Below are 20,186 nucleotides of genomic sequence, written 5' to 3' on the forward strand. Positions count from 1 at the left end.
GTGATGAAAACTTTTCTTCGCATAATCGGCGCTCTGGTCGTCATCGGTATTGTCGCACTGCTGGCCTTCATCTTCGTGCCGGTACAACTGACTAAACCGACCAAGGAACTGGCCGCAGACTGGAAGCCTGCCGAAGGGCAGGGCGAATATGTCATGTATGCCTCCGACTGCATGGCCTGCCATACGGCGGAAGGCGGCAAGCCCTTTGCCGGTGGCCGCCCGATTGCAAGCCCGATGGGTACGATCTGGACGACCAACATCACTCCGGATAAGGAAACCGGCATTGGAAACTGGACACTCGATCAGTTTCGCGCCGCTCTCTATGATGGCATTCGTGCCGACGGCTCGCATCTTTATCCAGCAATGCCATATGAGAACTATCGCAAGCTGACGGAAGAAGATGTCCGCGCTCTGTATGATTATTTCATGCATCAGGTGGAGCCGGTGAACAATGTCGTTCAGGAAACCAAGCTCGGCTTCCCGTTCAACATGCGTTTCGGCATTCGCGCCTGGAACTGGCTTGCTCTCGGCCAGGAAGCGGGCTTCAAGGCCGCCGGCAAGTCGGAAGCAGAGGATCGCGGACAGTATCTGGTCGAAGGACCGGCACACTGTGCTGCCTGCCACAGCCCACGCAATCCGCTGATGGCGCAGAGCGGCACGCAGGTCGGTGACAAGGACTTCCTAACCGGCGGTGTTGTCGATGGCTGGAATGCGCCGTCTCTGCGCGGTGCCAATTCCGCTCCGCAGAAATGGTCCATCGAGGAGCTGGCAACCTATCTCGCAACAGGCCGCAATTCCCATTCAACAGCCAATGGCGAAATGGGCCTCGCTGTCGAGCATTCGCTGCAGCATCTCACCGATGCAGACAATCTGGCGATGGCCGCTTTCCTGAAGGGGATCGACGGTGCGGCTGTCGAAGTGCCGCAGAGCTTCGCTTCAAAGGCGTCGATGGCGCTGCCAGCGGCTCCGGCCGATGCGGCCGGTGAAGCAACGACAAAGATGCTGACGGAAGCTTCTCCGGATATGCCTCTGGGCGCACGTCTCTACATCGATAACTGCGCCGCCTGCCACTTCGTGACGGGCAAGGGCGCGCCGGAAATCTTTCCTGAGCTTGCCGGTAATGATCTTGTGACAGGTTCGGAGACGAAACCGCTGATCTCGATCATCCTGCATGGCGCCGAGGTTCCGTCCACGGCGAAGCGTCCGATGCGTCTGGTGATGCAGGGTTATGCCGACCGCCTGTCGGATGATGAAGTTGCCGAACTGGCCACATTCGTCCGCTCGGCATGGGGTAACAGTGCAGGCCCGGTAAAGGCGGCAGATGTTGCAGCAGTCCGCAACAGCCAGGGGCACTGACAATAGAACGGCGGAACGAGAGTTCCGCCGTTCTGCTATCTAAGCCGCTTCGATGTCACGCATCGGCGGGTTTCCATAGAAGCGGCTATATTCGCGGCTGAACTGCGACGGGCTTTGATAGCCGACGCGATGGCCAGCCGTACCGGCATCCAGCCGCTCGACCAGCATCAGCCTGCGCGCCTCGTTCAGACGCAGTTGCTTTTGATACTGAACCGGCGTCATTGCCGTGATCGCCTTGAAGTGATGATGAAATGACGACGCGCTCATATTGACGTGTTCGGCAAGCTGCTCGATCCGCAGTGGTGCTGCAAAGTTCTGCCGAAGCCAAGCGATAGCCCGGGCTATCCGGTTGGCCTGACTGTCGGCGGTTGCGATGTTTATCAAACGCTCACCGCCCGGACCCGTCAGCAGACGATAGAGAATTTCCTGTTCGATCAGCGGTGCCATCACCGGAATATCCTCGGGATTGTCAAGAAGGCGCAGCAGGCGCAGGGCTGCATCCAGCAGCCCCGCAGGCGCAGCATTGACGGTAATGCCCCATTGATCGCCAACGCCCATCATGTGCCTGCGAACGTCGGCGCGTCCGATCAGGTCGGTGAGCTTTTCGCTGTCGATGGCAAGAGCCAGACACAGATGCGGTGCTTCCGGGCTTGCCTCGACTACCCGCCACGTGACGGGCAGGTCGAGCGAAGTCACCAGATATTCGCCTTTGGTATAGTTGATCGTCTCGGAACCGAGACGCAAAGATTTCGCGCCCTGCAACACCATGGCGAGACAGGGCCGATAGCTGCTGTGGCACGGTATGCTCGGCGTCGTCCGCCTGCTGATCCCCAGACCTTCGATCGGCGTTCGGTATTCGCCGTCCTGTGCGGTGAAACGCTCCGCCAGCGCGGCAAGTTCCTCGTAGGTGTCGTTCAGTGACGTCATAGGTGATCCGCTTCAGATGAGATAGAATACAGCAATTATTGATCAGGCAGGCATGCATCGGCAATCGCGAAGCAGGCAGTTTTGCAGGATCGTGCAAGAAGCTTGCAGGATCGGTCTACCGCTTCTGCCCTTGCTTCCGGCATATTCTGCCTGCTTCCCCAATCCAATAAATGGAGTCTATCATGGCCATAGCAAGAGGTTACGCTGCTACGGATGCGGATGAGCCGCTGGTTCCGTTCACTTTTGAGCGGCGCGAGCCCAACGCGGATGACGTGGTCATCTCGATCCAGTATTGCGGCGTTTGCCATTCCGACATCCATACCGTCCGCAACGAATGGAAGAATGCAGTTTATCCCATCGTTCCGGGACATGAGATCGCAGGTGTCGTTACTGCCGTCGGCAATGCCGTCACCAAGTTCAAGGTCGGCGACAAGGTAGGCGTCGGCTGCTTCGTGGATTCCTGTGTCGGCTGCGCCAGCCGTGATGTCGACAATGAGCAGTATCTTCCGGGCCTCATCCAGACCTATAACACCCCCGATGCGGAGGGAAAGGCGCGGACGCAGGGCGGATATTCCGATCATATCGTGGTCAAGGAGGGCTATGTCCTTTCGATCCCGGATAATCTCCCGCTCGATGCGGCAGCACCGCTGCTCTGTGCAGGCATCACCCTCTACTCGCCGTTGCGTCACTGGAATGCAGGTCCCGGCAAGCGTGTGGCGATTGTCGGCATGGGTGGACTCGGACACATGGGCGTCAAGCTCGCCAATGCCATGGGCGCGCATGTTACGGTTCTAAGCCAGTCACTTTCCAAGAAGGAAGATGGCCTCAAGCTCGGCGCCCATGAATATTATGCGACTAGCGACGCAACCACTTTCGAGAAACTGGCGGGATCGTTCGATCTCATCATCTGCACGGTTGGCGTCGCTATCGACTGGAATGCCTATCTTGGCCTGCTTAAGGTAAACGGAACGATGGTTGTCGTTGGCGTTCCCGAAGACATGGTGCCGGTGCATGCGTTTTCGCTCATTCCCGGCCGCAAGTCGCTTGCAGGATCGATGATCGGGTCGATCAAGGAAACGCAGGAAATGCTGGACTTCTGCGGCCAGCACAACATCGTTTCGGAAATCGAGAAGATCAACATTCAGGAGATCAACGAAGCCTATGAACGCGTTCTGAAGAGCGACGTACGCTACCGCTTTGTCATCGATATGGCTTCGCTGGCAGCCTGAAATCGATAATCTGCGCGGCGCCAGACCACGGTGCCGCGCAGATCATTTTCATTCAGCCTTGGTTACATCGTTATCGGCGCCGGAGATCGAGATCGTCGGTTCGGCGGAACCGCCTGCAAGCGACCAGGTCACCTGATGGTTCGCGCCGCTGACATCGAACTGCGAAGGCCCATCGACCTTCACGTTGACGATATTCTCCGCGCCGGAAACCTCCAGAATTGAAGGATCCGTTCCTTTCTTCAAGGTGGCGGTTACCTGATTGTTCGACACTTCAACGATCAGATTTTGCGTTGCTCCGCCCGAAACCGTGTTGTCCGTGCCGGATACCGAAAGCTTCCGGGCGTTTTCGAACGTCACTGTATGAGAAACGCCATGTATGGTGACATGGCCGCATTCTCCCTTGAGCTTGACGTTATTTTCCGCACCGTAAATCCCGACATCGCCGGAGGTGCAGGTGATTTCCCTGCCGAGGCCCACGCCTTCGATTGTCTGTTCGTCGGCGAAAGACGATGGTGCTGCAAGAAGTGTCAGGCTGCCTGCCAGCAATGCAATTTTCAACATCTCGACCTCTTTTACCAAAGCCATGTATGGCGATTATTAACCATAGCTCATCTGTTCTGTATAGATATGGCATCATGTCGACCGATGGTTGATCGATTTAAACATATTGCTTATCGCTTATTATCAAGAGCTGAACTACACTTGGCTATGCAGCGGGGGAAGTGCAGCTTTGGGACTCGACCAGAACACTTTGTTTTTTGCGACAGGTATCTGCTCTCTGGCAGTAGGGCTGACGATTCTCAGCGTCTGGTATCAGAACTCGCGTGACAAATTTCTGCTCTGGGGCTGCCTTGGCATGATCCTGCTCGGCACGGGGGCAGTACTTTACTATGCGGGGCCTTTGCCGCTGGCTACGGCCTCCATTGTCGCCTTCGCTCTGGAGAGCGTCGGTTTCATCTTCCTGATTGTCGGGTCACGGCAGATTTCCGGACGTCCGATACAACGGAGCTTTCTGGTCGTTCTGGCGATTGCCGTCATATGCGCAACCACGCTGCCTATTCTGGCCGGGCAGACGGGCACCGGCACGGCGATCTTCAACCTGACTTCGGCCCTGTTGCTCCTGCTGACGGCGAAAGAATATTTCCATGTCTATCGGGAAGCGCCGGTCCCGGTCATTGGCATGATCGTTCTTTATACCCTGACAGCGATTTCATTCTTTCTGTGCGGCGCTTTCATCCTGCATCAACAACAGTGGGTCATGACTACGATCCCAAGCAATTGGGCCGAAGATATCAATGCCATCACCGCCATCATAGGCATTACGGGTATTGGCGCGCTGTCGCTGAATTTCACCCAGTCGCGCATTGCGCGTCGTCATGCCAACGAGGCGCGTACCGACAGCCTGACCGGATTGCTGAACCGGCGCGCGCTTTATGACGTGCTGGACGATAATGAACTGCAGCTCGGGGATTCAGTCGTGATCTTCGACCTTGATGCTTTTAAATCCATCAATGATACGCATGGCCACATCGTCGGGGATGAAGTGCTGTACACGTTCTCCGGCGTTCTGCGTAGCCATGTCAAAGGCGCGGCCCTCATCTCCCGCATCGGCGGTGAGGAGTTCGTTCTGATCCTGAGGCAGAAACATAATAGCGATGTTCTTGCCTTGGCCGACACGATCCGGAAAGCCTTTTCGGCGATCGTGTTCGAGGCTTCGGCTGGAGATTTCTCAACGACGACCAGCGCAGGCATCGCTTTCTGCATGCCGGGTAACGAAGATTTCCAAACGGTCTTCCGCAGGGCAGATGCGGCGCTCTATCGTGCCAAGCATCTGGGCCGCAACAAGGTCTGCACCGAACTGCACAGCGTCGCTTGAGCTTCTTTCAAATGAAAAGGGCCTGAAATCGGGCCCTTTTCGCTTTTCATTCCGTCATTACATCACGTACCGAAGCGCTCTTCGCTGAGCGCCGCCGCCATCAGAGCCTTGGTATAATCTTCGCGCGGGTGATCGAAGACCTGTTCGGTATCGCCCTGTTCGACAATCTTTCCGTTCTTCATCACAATCACATAGTCCGAAACGGCCCGCACGACCGCCATGTCGTGGCTGATGAAGAGATAGGACAAGCCGTGGTCTTTCTGCAGGTCGCGCAACAGGGCGACGATCTGCTTCTGCACCGAACGATCGAGTGCGCTTGTCGGCTCATCGAGCACGATCACGCGCGGTTTCAGGATCATCGTGCGCGCAATGGCGATGCGCTGGCGCTGGCCGCCGGAAAATTCGTGCGGATAGCGATTACGCATGGCCGGGTCCATGCCGACTTCCCGCAGGGCCTCCTGCGCGCGACGATCACGCTCTTTCGCCGAAAGGTTCGGTTCGTGGATCAGAAGCCCTTCGGTGATGATGCGTCCCACCGTCATGCGCGGGCTGAGCGAGCCGAAAGGATCCTGAAAAACGAGCTGCAATTCGCGGCGTTTCGGACGCATCGCCTGCGATTCCGTCGGCAATTCCTTGCCGAGATAAGCGATGCGGCCTTCTGATGGGAGAAGACGCAGAATAGCGCGACCGAGCGTGGACTTGCCGGAACCGGATTCACCCACGATGCCGATGGTCTGGCCTTCTTTCAATGTCAGCGAGACATTGTTGACGGCGGTGAGATAGTTCGCAGCGCCGAGCCATGGTTTGCTGATAAGAAAATTGACCTTCACATTGTCGGCGCGAACAAGCACCGGCGCGTCGTCACGGGGAGGGGCCTTTTCGCCTTCTGGCTCCGCGTCGAGCAGCATCTTCGTATAGGGATGCTCCGGTGCGGTGAAGAGCTTTTCCGTTTCGTTGGTTTCAACCACTTCGCCCGAACGCATCACATAGACCCGGTCGGCAAAGCGCCGCACGATGCCGAGATCATGCGTGATGAAGACCACCGCCATGCCCAGCCGCTTCTGCAGATCGGCCAGAAGATCGAGAATCTGCGCCTGAATGGTGACATCCAGCGCGGTCGTCGGTTCGTCCGCAATCAGGATATCCGGCTCGTTGGCGAGCGCCATGGCGATCATGACACGCTGACGCTGCCCGCCCGACAGCTCATAGGGATAGCTGTCGATGCGGCGCTCAGGCTCCGGAATGCCAACCAGCTTGAGCAGTTCAAGAATACGCGGGCGCGCCTGCTTCTTGTTCATGCCGCGATGATAGCGAAGCGGCTCGGCAAGCTGGTCGCCGATGCGGTAAAGCGGATCGAGCGACGTCATCGGCTCCTGAAAGATCATGGTGATCTTTGCGCCGCGGATATTGTTCAGCTTCTTTTCGGACATGCCGATCAGATCCTGACCGCGATAGAGCGCCTGGCCGGTTGCCTTGCCGTTCTGGGCCAGAAGGCCCATCATTGCCATGGTGGTCTGACTTTTACCGGAGCCGGACTCGCCGACAATGGCGATGGTTTCACCAGCTTTGACATCAAGATTGATGCCGCGCACTGCCTCTACCGGACCGTCATGCGTGTCGAATGTGACCTTCAGGTCGCGCACGCTCAGAATGTTTTCACTCGTCATCTCAGCGATCCTTCGGGTCAAGGCTGTCGCGCAGGCCATCGCCAAGGAAGTTCAGCGCAAACAGGATGATGGTCAGTGTTGCGGCAGGCCAGATCAATTGCCAGCTTGCGCCGCGCATGTTCTGGGCACCTTCGGAAATCAGCAGCCCCAGAGAGGTGAGGGGGTCCTGAACACCGAGACCGAGGAAGGAGAGGAGACTTTCGAGCAGGATTGCCTTCGGCACCAGCAACGTCACGAAAACGATGACCGGGCCGAGCGCATTCGGAATGATGTGGCGCGTGATGACACCGCGCCGTGTCGCGCCTAACGCTTCCGCAGCCTGCACAAATTCCTGACGTTTGAGGCTCAATGTCTGTCCGCGCACGATGCGCGCCATATCCAGCCATTCCGTCGCGCCGATGGCGATGAAGATGATGAAAATGGATCGCCCGAAGAAGACGAGCATCAATATCACAAAGAAGATGAAGGGCAGCGAATAGAGAATATCCACGAGCCGCATCATCACATTATCGATGCGCCCGCCGAGATAACCGGAGACAGCGCCATAGGACACGCCCAGAACCAGTGCCATCGCCGAGGCAAGCAGGCCGATGGCAAGCGACATGCGCACACCGATGAAGATGCGCGTCATCAGATCGCGGCCCAGATTATCGGTGCCGAGCAGGAAATAATTGCGCGCCACGTCGAGGGTCAGCTTGCCCGACAGCCCGTCAGTAGCGATCTCGATTTTCGGATTGCTGAACAGGTCGGAGCGCTGGAAATAACGCAGCACACGCTCGTCCGTCGGACGCTGTGCGGTGAAGTCGACAACGACATTGTTGCCGTTCAGTTCCGGCTCGCCGGCAGCTTTCAGCCGCGCCCGGGCAAGTTCGCGTTCAAGACCAGGCATGATTGTATCTTCACGCGGATAGGCTTCGAGGCTCGGTGCCACACGCACGAACTGCGGATAAATCTTATCATAGGGGTGCGGGCTCAGCATCGGGCCGAAAATGCCCAGAAAAGCCATCAGAAGAAGGACGATAGCGCTTGCCACGGCAGCCTTGTTCTTGCGCAGGCGCAACCATGCGTCCTGCCAGAGCGAGCGGCTTGGAACTTCCAGCCGGGCTGTTTCCGTCGGTACAGTAAGATCAGTCATAGCGAACCCTCGGATCAAGCCATGCATAAAGAAGATCGACGATCAGGTTGAACACCACGACGAAGACCGAAATGACAACAACGGTTCCCATGACGAGGGTGTAATCGCGGCTAAGCGCGCCCTGCACGAAGTAACGACCGATGCCGGGAATGCCGAAGATCGTCTCGACCACGACCGAACCTGTGAGCAGGGCTGCAGCCGTCGGGCCGAGATAGGATACGGCGGGGAGCATGGCGGCACGCAAGGCATGCACACCCACAACCACCCGTGACGGCAGGCCATAGGCGCGCGCGGTGCGCACGTGATTGGCGCGCAATGCCTCAATCGTCGCGCCACGCACGAGACGCGCAATGACGCCGACCTGCGGCAATGCAAGCGTCAGGACCGGCAATATCCAGTAGGTTATATTGGCCGAAGACCAGCCGCCCGCCGGAACCCATCCGAGAATGACGCCGAACAGAAGGCTGAGGAGAGGGGCCACGACGAAGTTGGGCGTGGTGATGCCGAATGTAGCCAGCGCAACGACGAAATAGTCGACAGCTGAGTTCTGCTTCAATGCCGCCAGCGTGCCGAGGAATGTTCCGATGATCGCTGCAAGCGTCAGACCGAGCGTGCCGAGCATGATCGAAACCGGCAGGCCGGAAGCGAAAAGATCGTTCACCGAGAAGTCGCGTCGCGTGAAGCTCGGTCCAAGATCGCCGTGCAGAAGATTGCCCAGATAAATCAGATACTGCTGCCACAGCGGCGCATCCATATTATAGGCCTTCTTGAGGTTCTCCAGGATCAGTGGATCAATCGGCCTTTCAAGGTCAAAAGGTCCGCCGGGCGCAAGCCGGATCAGAAAGAACGTCAGCGTGATGATGATGAATATCGTGGGTATCGCACTACCCAATCGTCGGAGCGTATAGCCCAGCATGTTCTTTTCCCTTCTTTGCCGGATCGCTTTGAACGATCCGGCAAATCCCACTAAGGGCGTGTTTCATTTTGTTTTTAGTTCTTTGTCGATAACCAGCGTGTGCCGTGCGAATTCATGAGGTTATCTTCGTAACCCTGAACACGGTCGGCAACGAGAGCGGTGGACGAATAATACATCAGCGGCACGACGGCCCCGTCCCCGAGCAGTATCTTCTCTGCTTCAGCGAGGATTTTTGCGCGCTCGGCGAGATCGGTCGTGGTTGCGGATTTCGCCATCAGCGCGTCGTAATCCTTGTTCGACCATTCGGCATAATTGAAGTAATTGCCGGTGGTATAAAGCTCCAGGAACGAATTCGGATCGTTGTAATCGCCGATCCAGCCATCACGGGTGATGTCGAACATCCCCTTTTCCTGAAGGTAGTTGTAGAAGGTGGCGCCTTCGACTTCGTTGAGCGTTGCCTTGATGCCGATATTGCCCAGCATGTTGGCAAGCGCTGCCATGGTATTCTTGTGGTTTTCCGAGGTGTTGTAGCGCAGCGTCACGGAAAGGCCACCCGGTTGGACACCGGCTTCGTGCAGCAATTCCTTGGCTTTATCTTCGCGGTCCAGCACATCTTCGTCGGCGAAATCCAGCTTCGGCGCGTCCTTGACGTAATTCGCAATGCCGGGCGGCACCATGGAACTGGCTGGCAGCATCACGCCACGCCAGACTTCATTGGCGAGGAACTCACGATCGACGGCCATCGATATGGCCTTGCGCACGCGCGGATCGCGCAGCTTGCTCGATGGCTCGCCTTTGATGTCGACATAATAGATGCCAAGATAGGGAGCGAGGCGGAACTGACCGCCGAGGTTCTTTTTCACATAGTCCATCTGTTCGGCAGGAACATCGGAACAGATATCGACTTCCTTCGCCTCGAAGCGGCGCATGCAGCTTGCGCGATCCTCGAACGGTATCCAGTTCACCGCATCGATCTTCACATTGGAAGCATCCCAGTAATTCGGGTTCTTCTTCATGGAGATCTTGTCATTGGGAGTGAAGCTGACAAGCGTATAGGCGCCATTGGTCACCATGTTGCCGGGCAGGGTGAACTTGTCGCCGAACTTCTCGACAGCCTTTTTGTTGACCGGGAAACCGGTCTGATGAGTGAGAAGTTCGAGGAAATAAGGGGCAGGGTTCTTGAGAGTGATTTGCAGCGTCTTGTCGTCAAGCGCCTTCACGCCAAGCTGATCGACCGGCATCTTGCCGGTGGCAACTTCCTCGGCATTCTTAATGGCGTAGAGGACGCTGGCATAGCCGGCAGCCGTCTTCGGGTCCATGATGCGGCGGAAGGAAAACTCGAAATCGCCAGCAGTTACGGGATCGCCGTTCGACCACTTGGCATTTTCGCGCATATGGAATGTGTAGGTGAGGCCGTCTTCGGAAATATCCCACGATGCAGCCGCTCCGGGAATGGCTTCGCCCTTCTCGTTTTGCGCCAACAAACCTTCATAAAGGTCGCGCAGAACACGGTTTTCCGAAACGGTGGTTGTATGGTGCTGGTCCAGCGTGGCGGGATCAGTATCGTTGCCCCGGTTAAGCACTGTTTCTGCCGATGCGGCACCGGCTAGCGCCATCAGGCAAACGCCTGTCATCAAGAATCCGCGAACCATTGAAAACTCCCATATGCTTATTAAAAAATGTTAGCCCCGACAAAAGAGGGCCCTCCGGAACTGCCGGAAGAGAAAAGGGCCGCGCCAACAGGCGCAGCCCAAGCTGAAAATTTATTGTTTAAACGAGAGCCAGCGCGTCTTGTGGCTGTCCATGAGGTTGTCGTTCCAACCGTCGATCTTGTCCGAAACAAGGGCGCGCGACGAATAATAGAGGATCGGGATATTGCTCATCTCATCGAGCTTCAGCTTTTCAGCTTCAGCCAGCGTCTTGGCGCGCTCGTTGAGATCGAGAATTTTTTCCGCCTTTGCCATCAGCGCATCGTAGTCGGCGTTCTTCACCTTGGAATAGTTGAAGCTCACATTGCTCTGGCTGATGAAAAGGAAGTTCTGCGGATCGTTATAGTCACCGATCCAGCCTGCACGCGCGATATCGAACGGGCCATCGTCGCGCATGAAGTTGAAGTAGGTCGCACCTTCGGTCTCGTTCAGTGAAGCCTTGACGCCGATATTGCCGAGCTGATCGGCGATGGCGGCCATGGTATTCTTGTTGTTTTCCGAAGTGTTATAAAGCAGTTCGATCGAAAGCGTGTTCGGTTCGACGCCAGCTTCCTTCAACAGTTCCTTGGCCTTGTCTTCGCGTTCCAGCATGTCGTCGGAATAGTCGAGCTTTGGCGCATCCTTCACATAATTGGCGATGCCCGGAGGAACCATCGAGTAGCCCGGAAGCATGGTGCCCTGCCAGACCTGATCGGCAATGAAATCACGGTCGATGGCCATGGAAATCGCCTGACGGACGCGTGGGTCCTTCAGCTTGCTGTCGGCGGTCTTGCCCTTTACCGGCAGATAATAGACGCCGAGATAAGGCGCCATGCGGAATTCCTTGGAAAGGTTCTTCTTCACATAGTCCATCTGCTCGGCCGGAACGTCGGAGCAAATCTGCACTTCCTTCGCCTCAAAACGGCGCATGCAGCTTGCGCGATCCTCGAACGGTATCCAGTTGACCGTATCGATCTTCACCTGATCCGCTTCATAGTAATACGGATTCTTCTTCATCACGATCTTGTCGTTCGGTGTGAAGCTTTCCAGCATATAGGCGCCGTTCGTCACCATCTTGCCGGGCGTGGTGAACTTGTCGCCATTTTCCTCGACGCTTTTCTGGTTCATCGGGAAGCCGGTCTGGTGGGTCAGAAGCTCAAGGAAATACGGAGCAGGGGCGTTCAACGTGACCTTGAGCGTATGGTCATCGACGGCTTCAACGCCGAGCTGGTCAGTCGGCTTCTTGCCACCGGCAATATCTTCGGCATTCTTGATGATGAACAGCATGCTGGCGTACCCGGCGGCTGTCTTCGGGTCCATCAGGCGACGGAAGGTGAACTGGAAATCACCGGCCGTGACCGGATCGCCGTTCGACCATTTTGCGTCATCGCGCAGATGGAAGGTGTAGACCGTACCGTCTTCGGAAACATCCCAGGATTTGGCTACGCCCGGAACTGCTTCGCCGTTTGCGTTCTGAATAGTCAGGCCGTCATACAAGTCGCGCATGACATTGCCTTCAGCCACCGTCGAGGTGCGGTGATGGTCCAGTGTCGCCGGATCAGTGTCGTTGCCGCGATTGAGAACGACTTCAGCCGAAGCTGCGCCAGCCAGAGCCAGAAGACACACACCCGTCAGTAGAAATTTACGATACATTTGAGAACCCCTCCTTTGAAATTTTTGAAATGGCCCGCATCTTATGGATAAGCGCGCCACTTGCAAGAGAACTTATCAACACTTTGACTTAATTAACATATTCACATTTTCTTGAGCGAATTAAGTGCTCGAATTCTGGTACGGAACTATGGGTTTTCGCCGGATTTACAAAGTAGAAATGCTCGCTGAGCGCGCCCGAAAAACGCCGTAATTTCCGCCGTTTGCGACGTTTGAATGTCAGCTGAAACGAGGTGGAAAAACGGTCCGATTCGCTGGAAGTTACATGCTCGTTTTCAGTGCCATTTCTCTAGTGCTTGGTGCCGCGAATATTCAGGGCTCAGATGTCGACAGCGCTGCAAGCGGTTGTCGCGATGTTTCAAGACAGATGGATATGGGTTTGTTCCATAATACATATTATCTGATTTATGTTGAGACCAAGGGAAACTTGATCACTCATGAAAAGAAGCGCCTTTTCAGGCGCCTCTTTCTGTTTGTCTCAGAATGTCCGCTGGAGCGCGATCAGGCCTTGCCACGCGTCTGACCCGTTAAGGACAGACTTTTTGTCACGCCAGCGCACGTAAGAGATTTCGGGCGTGACCGTGAAGCCAGGAACCAGTTCGTAAGCGACGTTTGCCGTCGTGTAGAACGTGTCTGTGGCATCGTAGGAAAGCTGGGCATTGATGATGGCCTTGTCGGATATTTTGTAAGCACCGCCACCCCAGGCAGCCCAGTCGCCGCCCCATTGGCCGTAGAAACTATTGATCGCGCGAACCTGGCCTGCAACTTGTCCGTTGTCGCCTTTGACGTCCATATAGCTGTCTTTGTTGGACTTAAAGCCACCCATGGCCCATACGGACAGCTTGTCATTGATGTTGAGATTGCCACGCAGCTTGCCCGCCCATTTTTCGTTCCGGGCATCGTATGCAGCAACTGTAATGACCGCGCCCCAGTCTTGGGCATATTTCAGACCACCAACGATGTGCGGGGTATAGTCACTGATAGTGCCATCAAAGCCATATTGCTTATCTGTATCGAGATTGTTGCCCTGTTCCAGCGACAGGATCGCCGAAATGCCGTTGCTGCCGGAGTAGGTATAGCTGATCAAGCCTGTACGATAGCCGCCCGCAAGGATCACATCATCGTTAAAGACGTCGCCGAGATACCCCACGAAGGATATGAACGTCGAAAAATCGAGGCCGACACGCAGTCCCGCCAGATCGATATATGCAACGCGCAGCGAGCCGGTGGAGCCGGAATCCTTGCCATTGCCCCACTGAAAACGGGTTTCCGCATAGGTTTTTAGTGTGCCGAGCTCCGTTTCGGATGCCGTGCTGGCACGCAATGTGAAACGGGCAGAATTGTCCCAGCTATCGCGCTTGCTATTGCGCTGGAGATGAGGTGTGTCGTCCTTGTCAGTGAAGCCGCGGCCATAAACATCGTCCCCGCCCTGCATAAGATAGCGGACATAGCCATGTATCCGCAGGCATGTTTCAGTTCCGGGAATATAAAAATATCCCGCGCCGTATGCGTCACAAACCCGGACGTATTGTGTCGATTCCGGTTCCGGCGCGATGACTGCGTCAGCACCATAGGCTGCAGATGCACTGCATGCCGTCGCAATGCAGCCTGCCAGCGATAAAGTAAACTTCATGTCCCCTCACAAATATAAAAATATGACCGGAAATACTTTCCCGGCCTAAAACGTCGTCAAGGTAAAACATAAAAATGTTTTCTATAATCGCAAATTCTAATAAGCGAATTATAGTGCGTGCTTATATGTGTGCTATTAAAGTAATTATCACAATAATTAGGGAGTTATTACTTAAAATAGTAAGATTAAAACAAGAAATATACAGTCGATGCGTCTGGCGACTCCGGATCGGGGTCGCGCCATCAATGGGAGGGTTTTATGCATCGCAGTTTCTTTCTTGCAGGCGCTTGCTGTTTTTTGTTGGTTACCGTCGCGTCAGCTGGAACCGTGTTGAACCGTGATAGCGGCAGCGATCCATCAACACTGGATCAGCACCGTACAACGACGGTCAATGAAAGCGCTTTGTTGCGTGATCTCTATGAGGGGCTTGTTACCGAAGATGCAAAGGGCGAGCTGATACCGGGTGTGGCGCAGTCGTGGGATATTTCTCCCGACGGACTGACCTATACGTTCCATTTGCGCGCGGGTGCAAAATGGTCGAACGGCGATCCGGTTACCGCAGGTGATTTCGAATATTCGCTGCACCGTATCATCGACCCGAAGACTGGTGCGGGTTATGCCAATGTTCTCTATGCGATCAAGAACGCCAGAGAAATCAATACCGGCAAGCTCCCACTGGATCAGCTGGGCGTCGAGGCGCTTGACGACCGCACGCTGAAAATCACGCTTACGTCCCCTACCCCTTATTTCCTCTCACTGCTGACCCATCAGACGACCTTGCCGCTAAACAGGAAAGCCGTCGAGAAATATGGCGACAAGTTCACTCTGGCGGGAAACATGGTGTCGAACGGTGCTTATACATTGGCCAGCTTCACACCAAATGCGCAGATCGTCATGAAGAAAAACCCGAACTACTGGGATGCATCCAATGTAAAGATCGACGTGGTGAACTGGATTCCATTCGAGCAACCGGCGTCGTGCATGCGCCGGTTTGAGGCCGGGGAGATCGACATTTGCGGTACGGTCCCCGCCGAGCAGATGGACTACATCAAGTCCAATCTGGGGCATAATCTGCGTGTCGCCCCCTATTTCGGCACCTTTTATGTCAGTGTCAGAGGCGAACCGGATAGTAAGCTGCGCGATCCTCGTGTGCGTGAAGCCATATCGATGGCGATTGATCGCAAGTTTCTGGCCAATGAAATCCGGCGTGGCATGATGATGCCGGGTTATTCGATGGTGCCTCCCGGTACTGAAAACTATGTCGTGGACGCGCCCCGGCTGGATTACATGAATCTCGATATTCTGGATCGTGAGGACAAAGCCAGGGAATTGCTGAAGGAGGCCGGTGTCGCACCGGGAATCCTGTCGGTCAAGTTGCGCTATGCCACTTCGGTCAACAACAAGAACACGATGATTGCTATCGCAGACATGCTCAAGAATATTGGTATCAATGCTTCGCAGGACGAAGTGGAGGGCGCGACTTATTTCAATTATCTGCATGAAAAAGGCATGTATGATTTTGCCTATCAGGCATGGATCGGCGATTACAACGACGCCTATTCCTTCCTGAGCATGTTCACGACCGACAATTATTTCAATAATTCCGATTGGTCGAACAAGGATTATGACGCGCTGATTACAAAATCGGAAACGATGACCGACACCGGAGCGCGGGCTGAAACCCTTGCTCAGGCTGAGCGCATTCTGCTGAAAGAGGTTCCGGTCATCCCACTGCTCTATCCTTCATCACAAGCGCTCGTGGCAGATAAGGTTGAAGGCTACAGCGATAATCTGATGAACATACACGCAACCCGCTGGCTGTCTCTTCAAAGCAAATGAAATAAAGGCTGGTTGTATGGCCATCGCGCGGACGGGTTGCGCGGTGGCCTGATTCCAATGTTTCAATCAAAACAGGAAATGCTCTAGCATAGCACTTTCAACTGAATCAGTTTCCGACGAGATCAAAACGGTGGGGTATGAAACCAGCAATCGAGCAGCTCTTTCCCGGCTTTGAGATGCGGGAAGTGGAAACGAATGATGTTTGTTTCGCGGTCATGACTGGTGGTAAAGGCCTGCCGGTTCTGTTGCTGCACGGTTATCCGGAAACCATGGCTGCATGGCATCGCATTGCCCCTAAACTCGCCCGCCCCCGCACAGTCGTCGTGCCTGATCTGCCGGGTTATGGACGAAGCCGCATCACGTCCAATCCGGTTGGTGCCGGATCAAAACGCCGGATGGCCGCTAGTCTGGTCGCGTTGATGCAGGCGCTCGGGCATGAGCGGTTTGTTGTGATCGGGCATGATCGCGGTGGGCGTGTCGCCTATCGCATGGCACTGGATCACCCGGACAATGTGGTTGGACTGGTATCCGTGACGGTCGTACCGACTCCGGAAATGTGGGAAGGCGCCAGCAAGGCTTTCGGTATGGGGGCGTGGCACTGGTTCATGCTGGCACAGCCCGAACCGCTGCCTGAAATGCTTCTTTCCGGCAATCCTCGTTTCATGATCGATACGACCTTGCAGAAGATGGCGCATGGTCTCGACAAGCTGCATCCGCTTGCACTTGCGGATTATCGGGAAGCCTTTGACAGTGCGGAAGTCCGGCACTGGATATGCGAGGATTACCGCGCAGGCGCAGGTGTGGATGAAGCTGACGATCTTGCGGATCGGGCGGCAGGACGGCGCATTCATGCGCCGGTTCTGGTTTTCTGGGAACAAGGCCGACGCTATGGCGGCGGGCGCGAACCGCTCGATATATGGGCAGACTGGGCCATCGATGTTGACGGCGAAGGACTGGCTGGCGGGCATCTTCTGCCTGAGATGGCTTCAGGTCCAATACTGGCTGGGTTAGACCCGTTTCTGCGGAGAATCGATGCCGGTGCATTGGCGGCAGAACAAGTACGAGACCGTTAATCTTATTGAAAATCCCGCTATGTGGCTTTATGCGAAAGCAATCTTCCATATTTTTCCGTGGCAGAGACGTAATGAAATTTTGTTTGCCGGGCCTAGCAGGAAATCTGTTGCGCCAGGCTGACACCCGCATCGGAGGAGAACCGGAATGGATTTCACCCTGACACGCCGTCAGACATTGATGGGACTTGGTGCGTTGGGCATCAGCACGGCTTTCGGCTCCCCTGCCCGCGCCGCGACGCGAAATCTGGCCGTTCTCCATCTGGCGAGCCATGCGCCGAGCTATATCGCGCACGAGCGTGGCTATTTCAAAGATGCTGGTCTCGATATCGAGTTGAAGTTCTTTGAAGCCGCCCAGCCCATGGCTGTAGCCATCGCATCCGGCGATGCAGATTTCGGTGTGACGGCAATGAGCGGCGGTCTGATCAGTTTGGCCGACAAGGGTGCGATCAAGGTCATCGGCGGTGCGCTTGCAGAAGAAAAAGGCATTACCGGCAATGTCATTCTGGCCTCCAACAAGGCCTATGAAGGCGGGCTGACGGAACCGTCCAAGCTGGCGGGACACAGTTTTGGCATCACCACGGCAGGATCGTCATTCCATTTCATGGCGCACAAGATTGCCAAGGCCAACAACATTCCTCTTTCTGAAATCCAGCTGCGCCCATTGCAGAAGCTCGGCGCTGTTGTCGGTGCCCTGTCGACCGGGCAGATCGATTCCTGGGCCATCCAGCCCAATATCGCCAAGAAGCTCATCCGTGAGGGCGCTGCAAAGCAGATCGGTCTCGTCTCCGATTATGCGCCGGATTATCAGGTCACGACAGCATTCACGTCTACTAAGAATGCGTCCGACGAGCGCGCCATGACCGAAGCCTTCGTCAAAGCCTATTCCAAGGCAATCGACGATTATAATGCGGCCTTTGTCGACAACACTGCAGACGATGCAGCGCGCGACGACATTGCAACGATCGTGCACAAATATGTTGAAAGCGACAGCCCGTTCGAGACGGCAAAACAGAACCTGATCGATGGTGCTATGCGCATCAACAAGGGGCTGGCCTTGTCACTCAACAGCTGCGTGGAGCAGCTCGACTGGTTCCGCTCCGAAGGCATGGTCAAGGAAGCCGTCACACAGGAAAAGCTGTTCGACACATCCTATGTCAAGACAATTTGAAACTGGCTAAGGCTGGTTGAAACTGAACATTCCGGGCCGGCAGGTTTTGTCGGGCGCAAAGCCCGACGACAGGTATTCCAAACCGGGATGCGCGTCAAAACAACGAGATAGAGCGCGGATTTGATCCAATCATATCGAAACGCGCTCTAACGTCGAAGGGCGGACTTTCTGACTGGAGTTGAAATGGATCTGCAACTGAAAAATATCAGCCATTCTTATGGTCCGGTCGAAGTTCTCAAAGATATATCGCTTACCATCCCGCAGGGGCAGATCGTCTGCCTGATCGGCCCTTCGGGCTGCGGAAAGTCCACGCTCCTGCGTTTTCTGGGCGGTCTTGAGCGGCCATCTTCGGGCGAAGTGCTGCAGATCGGCTCGCCGCCGAAAGATTCACTCAATCCCCTCACCTATGTTTTCCAGCACTTTGCGCTGCTGCCATGGCGCAGCGTGGAAGGAAATATCAAGCTGGTGCTGGAGGATCACGGTCTTGGCCGGGCAGAAATGGACAGGATCGTAACCAATGTTCTGGAGCGTACCCGGCTGTCTGATTTCCGACAGGCATTGCCGAAGCAGCTTTCGGGTGGCATGCGCCAGCGCGTGGCGATTGCACGCGCCTTGTCGGTACGTCCTGCCGTCATGCTGATGGATGAGCCCTTGTCGGCGCTCGATAGCCAGACACGGGAGCTGCTGATGGATGACCTGATTGCGCTGTGGACGCGCCAGCCATTCACCTCAGTCTATGTCACGCACAATCTCAACGAGGCGGTGCGGCTCGGTCATCGGGTGGTGGTGCTGTCGCGACGGCCGGGACGGATCAGGGAGATTGTCGACATCGATCTTCCCCTTTCCGAGCGTCATCTTGGCGACCCCGTTCTGGAAGAAAAGCAGAAGCAGCTCTGGGAGCTGATGCGGGCGGAAGCGCAGGCAGCAGATCAGGAGTTGATCAATGGTTGAGATCGCAGAAATGAAGCAGTCCAGCCAGGATGTTCGCCCGGTTCCTTTCCGAGGTGGCGGTTTCGCACCTCAGCCGGTGCGTCACATGGCCCTGATCCTGTTTATAGCGCTGCTGGCGCTGGCGGAAATCGGAACCCGAAGCGGCTTCATATCCAATCTGACATTGCCACGCCCATCCGCCGTGCTGGAAACCTTCGTCCAGCTCTGGCAGACGGGCCTTCTGTGGCAGCATCTGCTACCATCGCTGCGGCGGCTTGTTGTCGGTGCCAGTCTTGGCATCGCGGTCGGTGTGAGTCTCGGGGTAATGATCGGCTTGTTCAGCTATGTCCGCGCCGGTCTGGTGCCGCTCGTTGCCGCCCTCTTTCCGATACCCAAGATCGCACTCCTGCCACTCTTCGTGATCTGGTTTGGCATCGATGAAATGTCGAAATACATGCTCATTGCCTTCGGCACCTTTACGCCCACCGTCGTCGCCACTTACGGCGCGGTCGATAATGTGGATCGTTCGCTTGTGCGCATGGGCCAGAGCTTCGGTCTCGGATGGTGGTCGATCGTGCGCAAGATCATCCTGCCCGGCGCATTTCCTGCGATCCTGTCCGGGCTGCGAGTGTCGATCTCCATCGCCATCATTCTGCTGGTTGCAGCCGAAATGCTCGGCGCCCAGTTCGGCGTCGGTTCCTATATCCTTGAAGCCGGATCGCTCTACGATCTTGAAAAGCTGTTTGCCGGAGTCACAATCCTGTCGGTGATGGGACTGATCGTCAATTTCATCATCGGGCAGATCGAGAAGCGTTTCTTGACCTGGCGCGGCTGATCGCAATAATATTTCGTATAGACATATTATTGTCGACAGAATGAAATGCGTTGTCCGCTTTTCGTTGCATGTTCTTACCGGGACGTTATACGAAGGGACTCTATCGCAAATTTTTGCGTCTCATTTTAGATGGCAAGATTCCGCGTCTTGTCTGTTCCCCCATTCATGAGGCGCTACCCGAAAAGGAGCGGAAATATGAGCCGTTATGGCAAAGCACATCGTCAGTTCACCGGATGTGACGAG

16 protein-coding genes are annotated in these 20,186 nt (G+C 55.6%); 8 read left to right on the forward strand and 8 right to left on the reverse strand.

Annotated features, from left to right (window positions below):
- Nucleotides 1–3: 3 nt before the first annotated feature.
- Nucleotides 4–1,356, forward strand: a complete 1,353-nt coding sequence (locus KWJ32_RS03070; protein ID WP_012092998.1) for a cytochrome c — start codon at nucleotides 4–6, stop codon at nucleotides 1,354–1,356.
- 39 nt (nucleotides 1,357–1,395) lie between these two features.
- Here KWJ32_RS03070 and KWJ32_RS03075 read toward each other — a convergent pair whose 3' ends face one another.
- Complete coding sequence (locus tag KWJ32_RS03075) at nucleotides 1,396–2,283, reverse strand: AraC family transcriptional regulator (RefSeq protein WP_040128321.1); 888 nt, start codon at nucleotides 2,281–2,283, stop codon at nucleotides 1,396–1,398.
- A gap of 182 nt (nucleotides 2,284–2,465) precedes the next feature.
- Here KWJ32_RS03075 and KWJ32_RS03080 point away from each other — a divergent pair, with 182 nt between their 5' ends.
- The gene (locus tag KWJ32_RS03080; RefSeq protein ID WP_012092996.1) at nucleotides 2,466–3,512 is read left to right on the forward strand and encodes an NAD(P)-dependent alcohol dehydrogenase; all 1,047 of its coding nucleotides are present in this window, start codon (nucleotides 2,466–2,468) and stop codon (nucleotides 3,510–3,512) included.
- A 48-nt stretch (nucleotides 3,513–3,560) separates the two neighbouring features.
- On the opposite strand, the gene KWJ32_RS03085 is transcribed toward KWJ32_RS03080, so the two are convergent.
- Nucleotides 3,561–4,073, reverse strand: a complete 513-nt coding sequence (locus KWJ32_RS03085) for a DUF3060 domain-containing protein (protein WP_010658802.1) — start codon at nucleotides 4,071–4,073, stop codon at nucleotides 3,561–3,563.
- 169 nt (nucleotides 4,074–4,242) lie between these two features.
- Here KWJ32_RS03085 and KWJ32_RS03090 point away from each other — a divergent pair, with 169 nt between their 5' ends.
- Nucleotides 4,243–5,388, forward strand: coding sequence for a GGDEF domain-containing protein (locus KWJ32_RS03090; protein ID WP_012092995.1), 1,146 nt, complete (start codon nucleotides 4,243–4,245; stop codon nucleotides 5,386–5,388).
- 62 nt (nucleotides 5,389–5,450) lie between these two features.
- Here the strand turns inward: KWJ32_RS03090 and KWJ32_RS03095 are convergent, their stop codons facing one another.
- The 6 genes from KWJ32_RS03095 to KWJ32_RS03120 all read right to left on the reverse strand — a co-directional run bounded on the left by KWJ32_RS03095 (nucleotide 5,451) and on the right by KWJ32_RS03120 (nucleotide 14,098).
- The gene (locus KWJ32_RS03095; RefSeq protein WP_012092994.1) at nucleotides 5,451–7,055 is read right to left on the reverse strand and encodes an ABC transporter ATP-binding protein; all 1,605 of its coding nucleotides are present in this window, start codon (nucleotides 7,053–7,055) and stop codon (nucleotides 5,451–5,453) included.
- Between the two features lies 1 nt (nucleotide 7,056).
- The gene (locus tag KWJ32_RS03100; protein ID WP_010658799.1) at nucleotides 7,057–8,190 is read right to left on the reverse strand and encodes an ABC transporter permease subunit; all 1,134 of its coding nucleotides are present in this window, start codon (nucleotides 8,188–8,190) and stop codon (nucleotides 7,057–7,059) included.
- A complete protein-coding gene (locus KWJ32_RS03105) occupies nucleotides 8,183–9,106 on the reverse strand; it encodes an ABC transporter permease subunit (RefSeq protein ID WP_010658798.1) in 924 nt (307 codons plus the stop codon). The genes KWJ32_RS03100 and KWJ32_RS03105 overlap by 8 nt, the downstream gene beginning before the upstream one ends.
- A 74-nt stretch (nucleotides 9,107–9,180) precedes the next feature.
- The gene (locus tag KWJ32_RS03110) at nucleotides 9,181–10,758 is read right to left on the reverse strand and encodes a peptide ABC transporter substrate-binding protein (RefSeq protein ID WP_012092993.1); all 1,578 of its coding nucleotides are present in this window, start codon (nucleotides 10,756–10,758) and stop codon (nucleotides 9,181–9,183) included.
- A 111-nt stretch (nucleotides 10,759–10,869) separates the two neighbouring features.
- Nucleotides 10,870–12,447 carry a peptide ABC transporter substrate-binding protein gene (locus tag KWJ32_RS03115; RefSeq protein WP_010658796.1) on the reverse strand — a complete coding sequence of 526 codons (1,578 nt, stop codon included), beginning with the start codon at nucleotides 12,445–12,447 and terminating at the stop codon, nucleotides 10,870–10,872.
- Between the two features lie 496 nt (nucleotides 12,448–12,943).
- Entirely contained in the window at nucleotides 12,944–14,098 is a 1,155-nt protein-coding gene (locus KWJ32_RS03120; protein WP_012092992.1) for a porin, read from the reverse strand.
- A gap of 258 nt (nucleotides 14,099–14,356) precedes the next feature.
- Between KWJ32_RS03120 and KWJ32_RS03125 the strand changes: the two genes are divergently transcribed.
- The 5 genes from KWJ32_RS03125 to KWJ32_RS03145 all read left to right on the forward strand — a co-directional run bounded on the left by KWJ32_RS03125 (nucleotide 14,357) and on the right by KWJ32_RS03145 (nucleotide 19,943).
- The gene (locus KWJ32_RS03125) at nucleotides 14,357–15,937 is read left to right on the forward strand and encodes a peptide ABC transporter substrate-binding protein (protein WP_012092991.1); all 1,581 of its coding nucleotides are present in this window, start codon (nucleotides 14,357–14,359) and stop codon (nucleotides 15,935–15,937) included.
- A 137-nt stretch (nucleotides 15,938–16,074) separates the two neighbouring features.
- Nucleotides 16,075–17,010, forward strand: coding sequence for an alpha/beta hydrolase (locus tag KWJ32_RS03130; RefSeq protein ID WP_012092990.1), 936 nt, complete (start codon nucleotides 16,075–16,077; stop codon nucleotides 17,008–17,010).
- 145 nt (nucleotides 17,011–17,155) lie between these two features.
- Nucleotides 17,156–18,178, forward strand: a complete 1,023-nt coding sequence (locus tag KWJ32_RS03135; RefSeq protein WP_012092989.1) for an ABC transporter substrate-binding protein — start codon at nucleotides 17,156–17,158, stop codon at nucleotides 18,176–18,178.
- A 183-nt stretch (nucleotides 18,179–18,361) separates the two neighbouring features.
- Nucleotides 18,362–19,129, forward strand: coding sequence for an ABC transporter ATP-binding protein (locus KWJ32_RS03140; RefSeq protein WP_012092988.1), 768 nt, complete (start codon nucleotides 18,362–18,364; stop codon nucleotides 19,127–19,129).
- A complete protein-coding gene (locus tag KWJ32_RS03145; protein ID WP_012092987.1) occupies nucleotides 19,122–19,943 on the forward strand; it encodes an ABC transporter permease in 822 nt (273 codons plus the stop codon). Before KWJ32_RS03140 ends, KWJ32_RS03145 begins: the two co-directional genes overlap by 8 nt.
- Nucleotides 19,944–20,186 lie beyond the last annotated feature (243 nt).

The sequence above is a fragment of the Ochrobactrum sp. BTU2 genome, from assembly GCF_024539785.1.
In the GTDB taxonomy this organism is placed as follows: domain Bacteria; phylum Pseudomonadota; class Alphaproteobacteria; order Rhizobiales; family Rhizobiaceae; genus Brucella; species Brucella anthropi.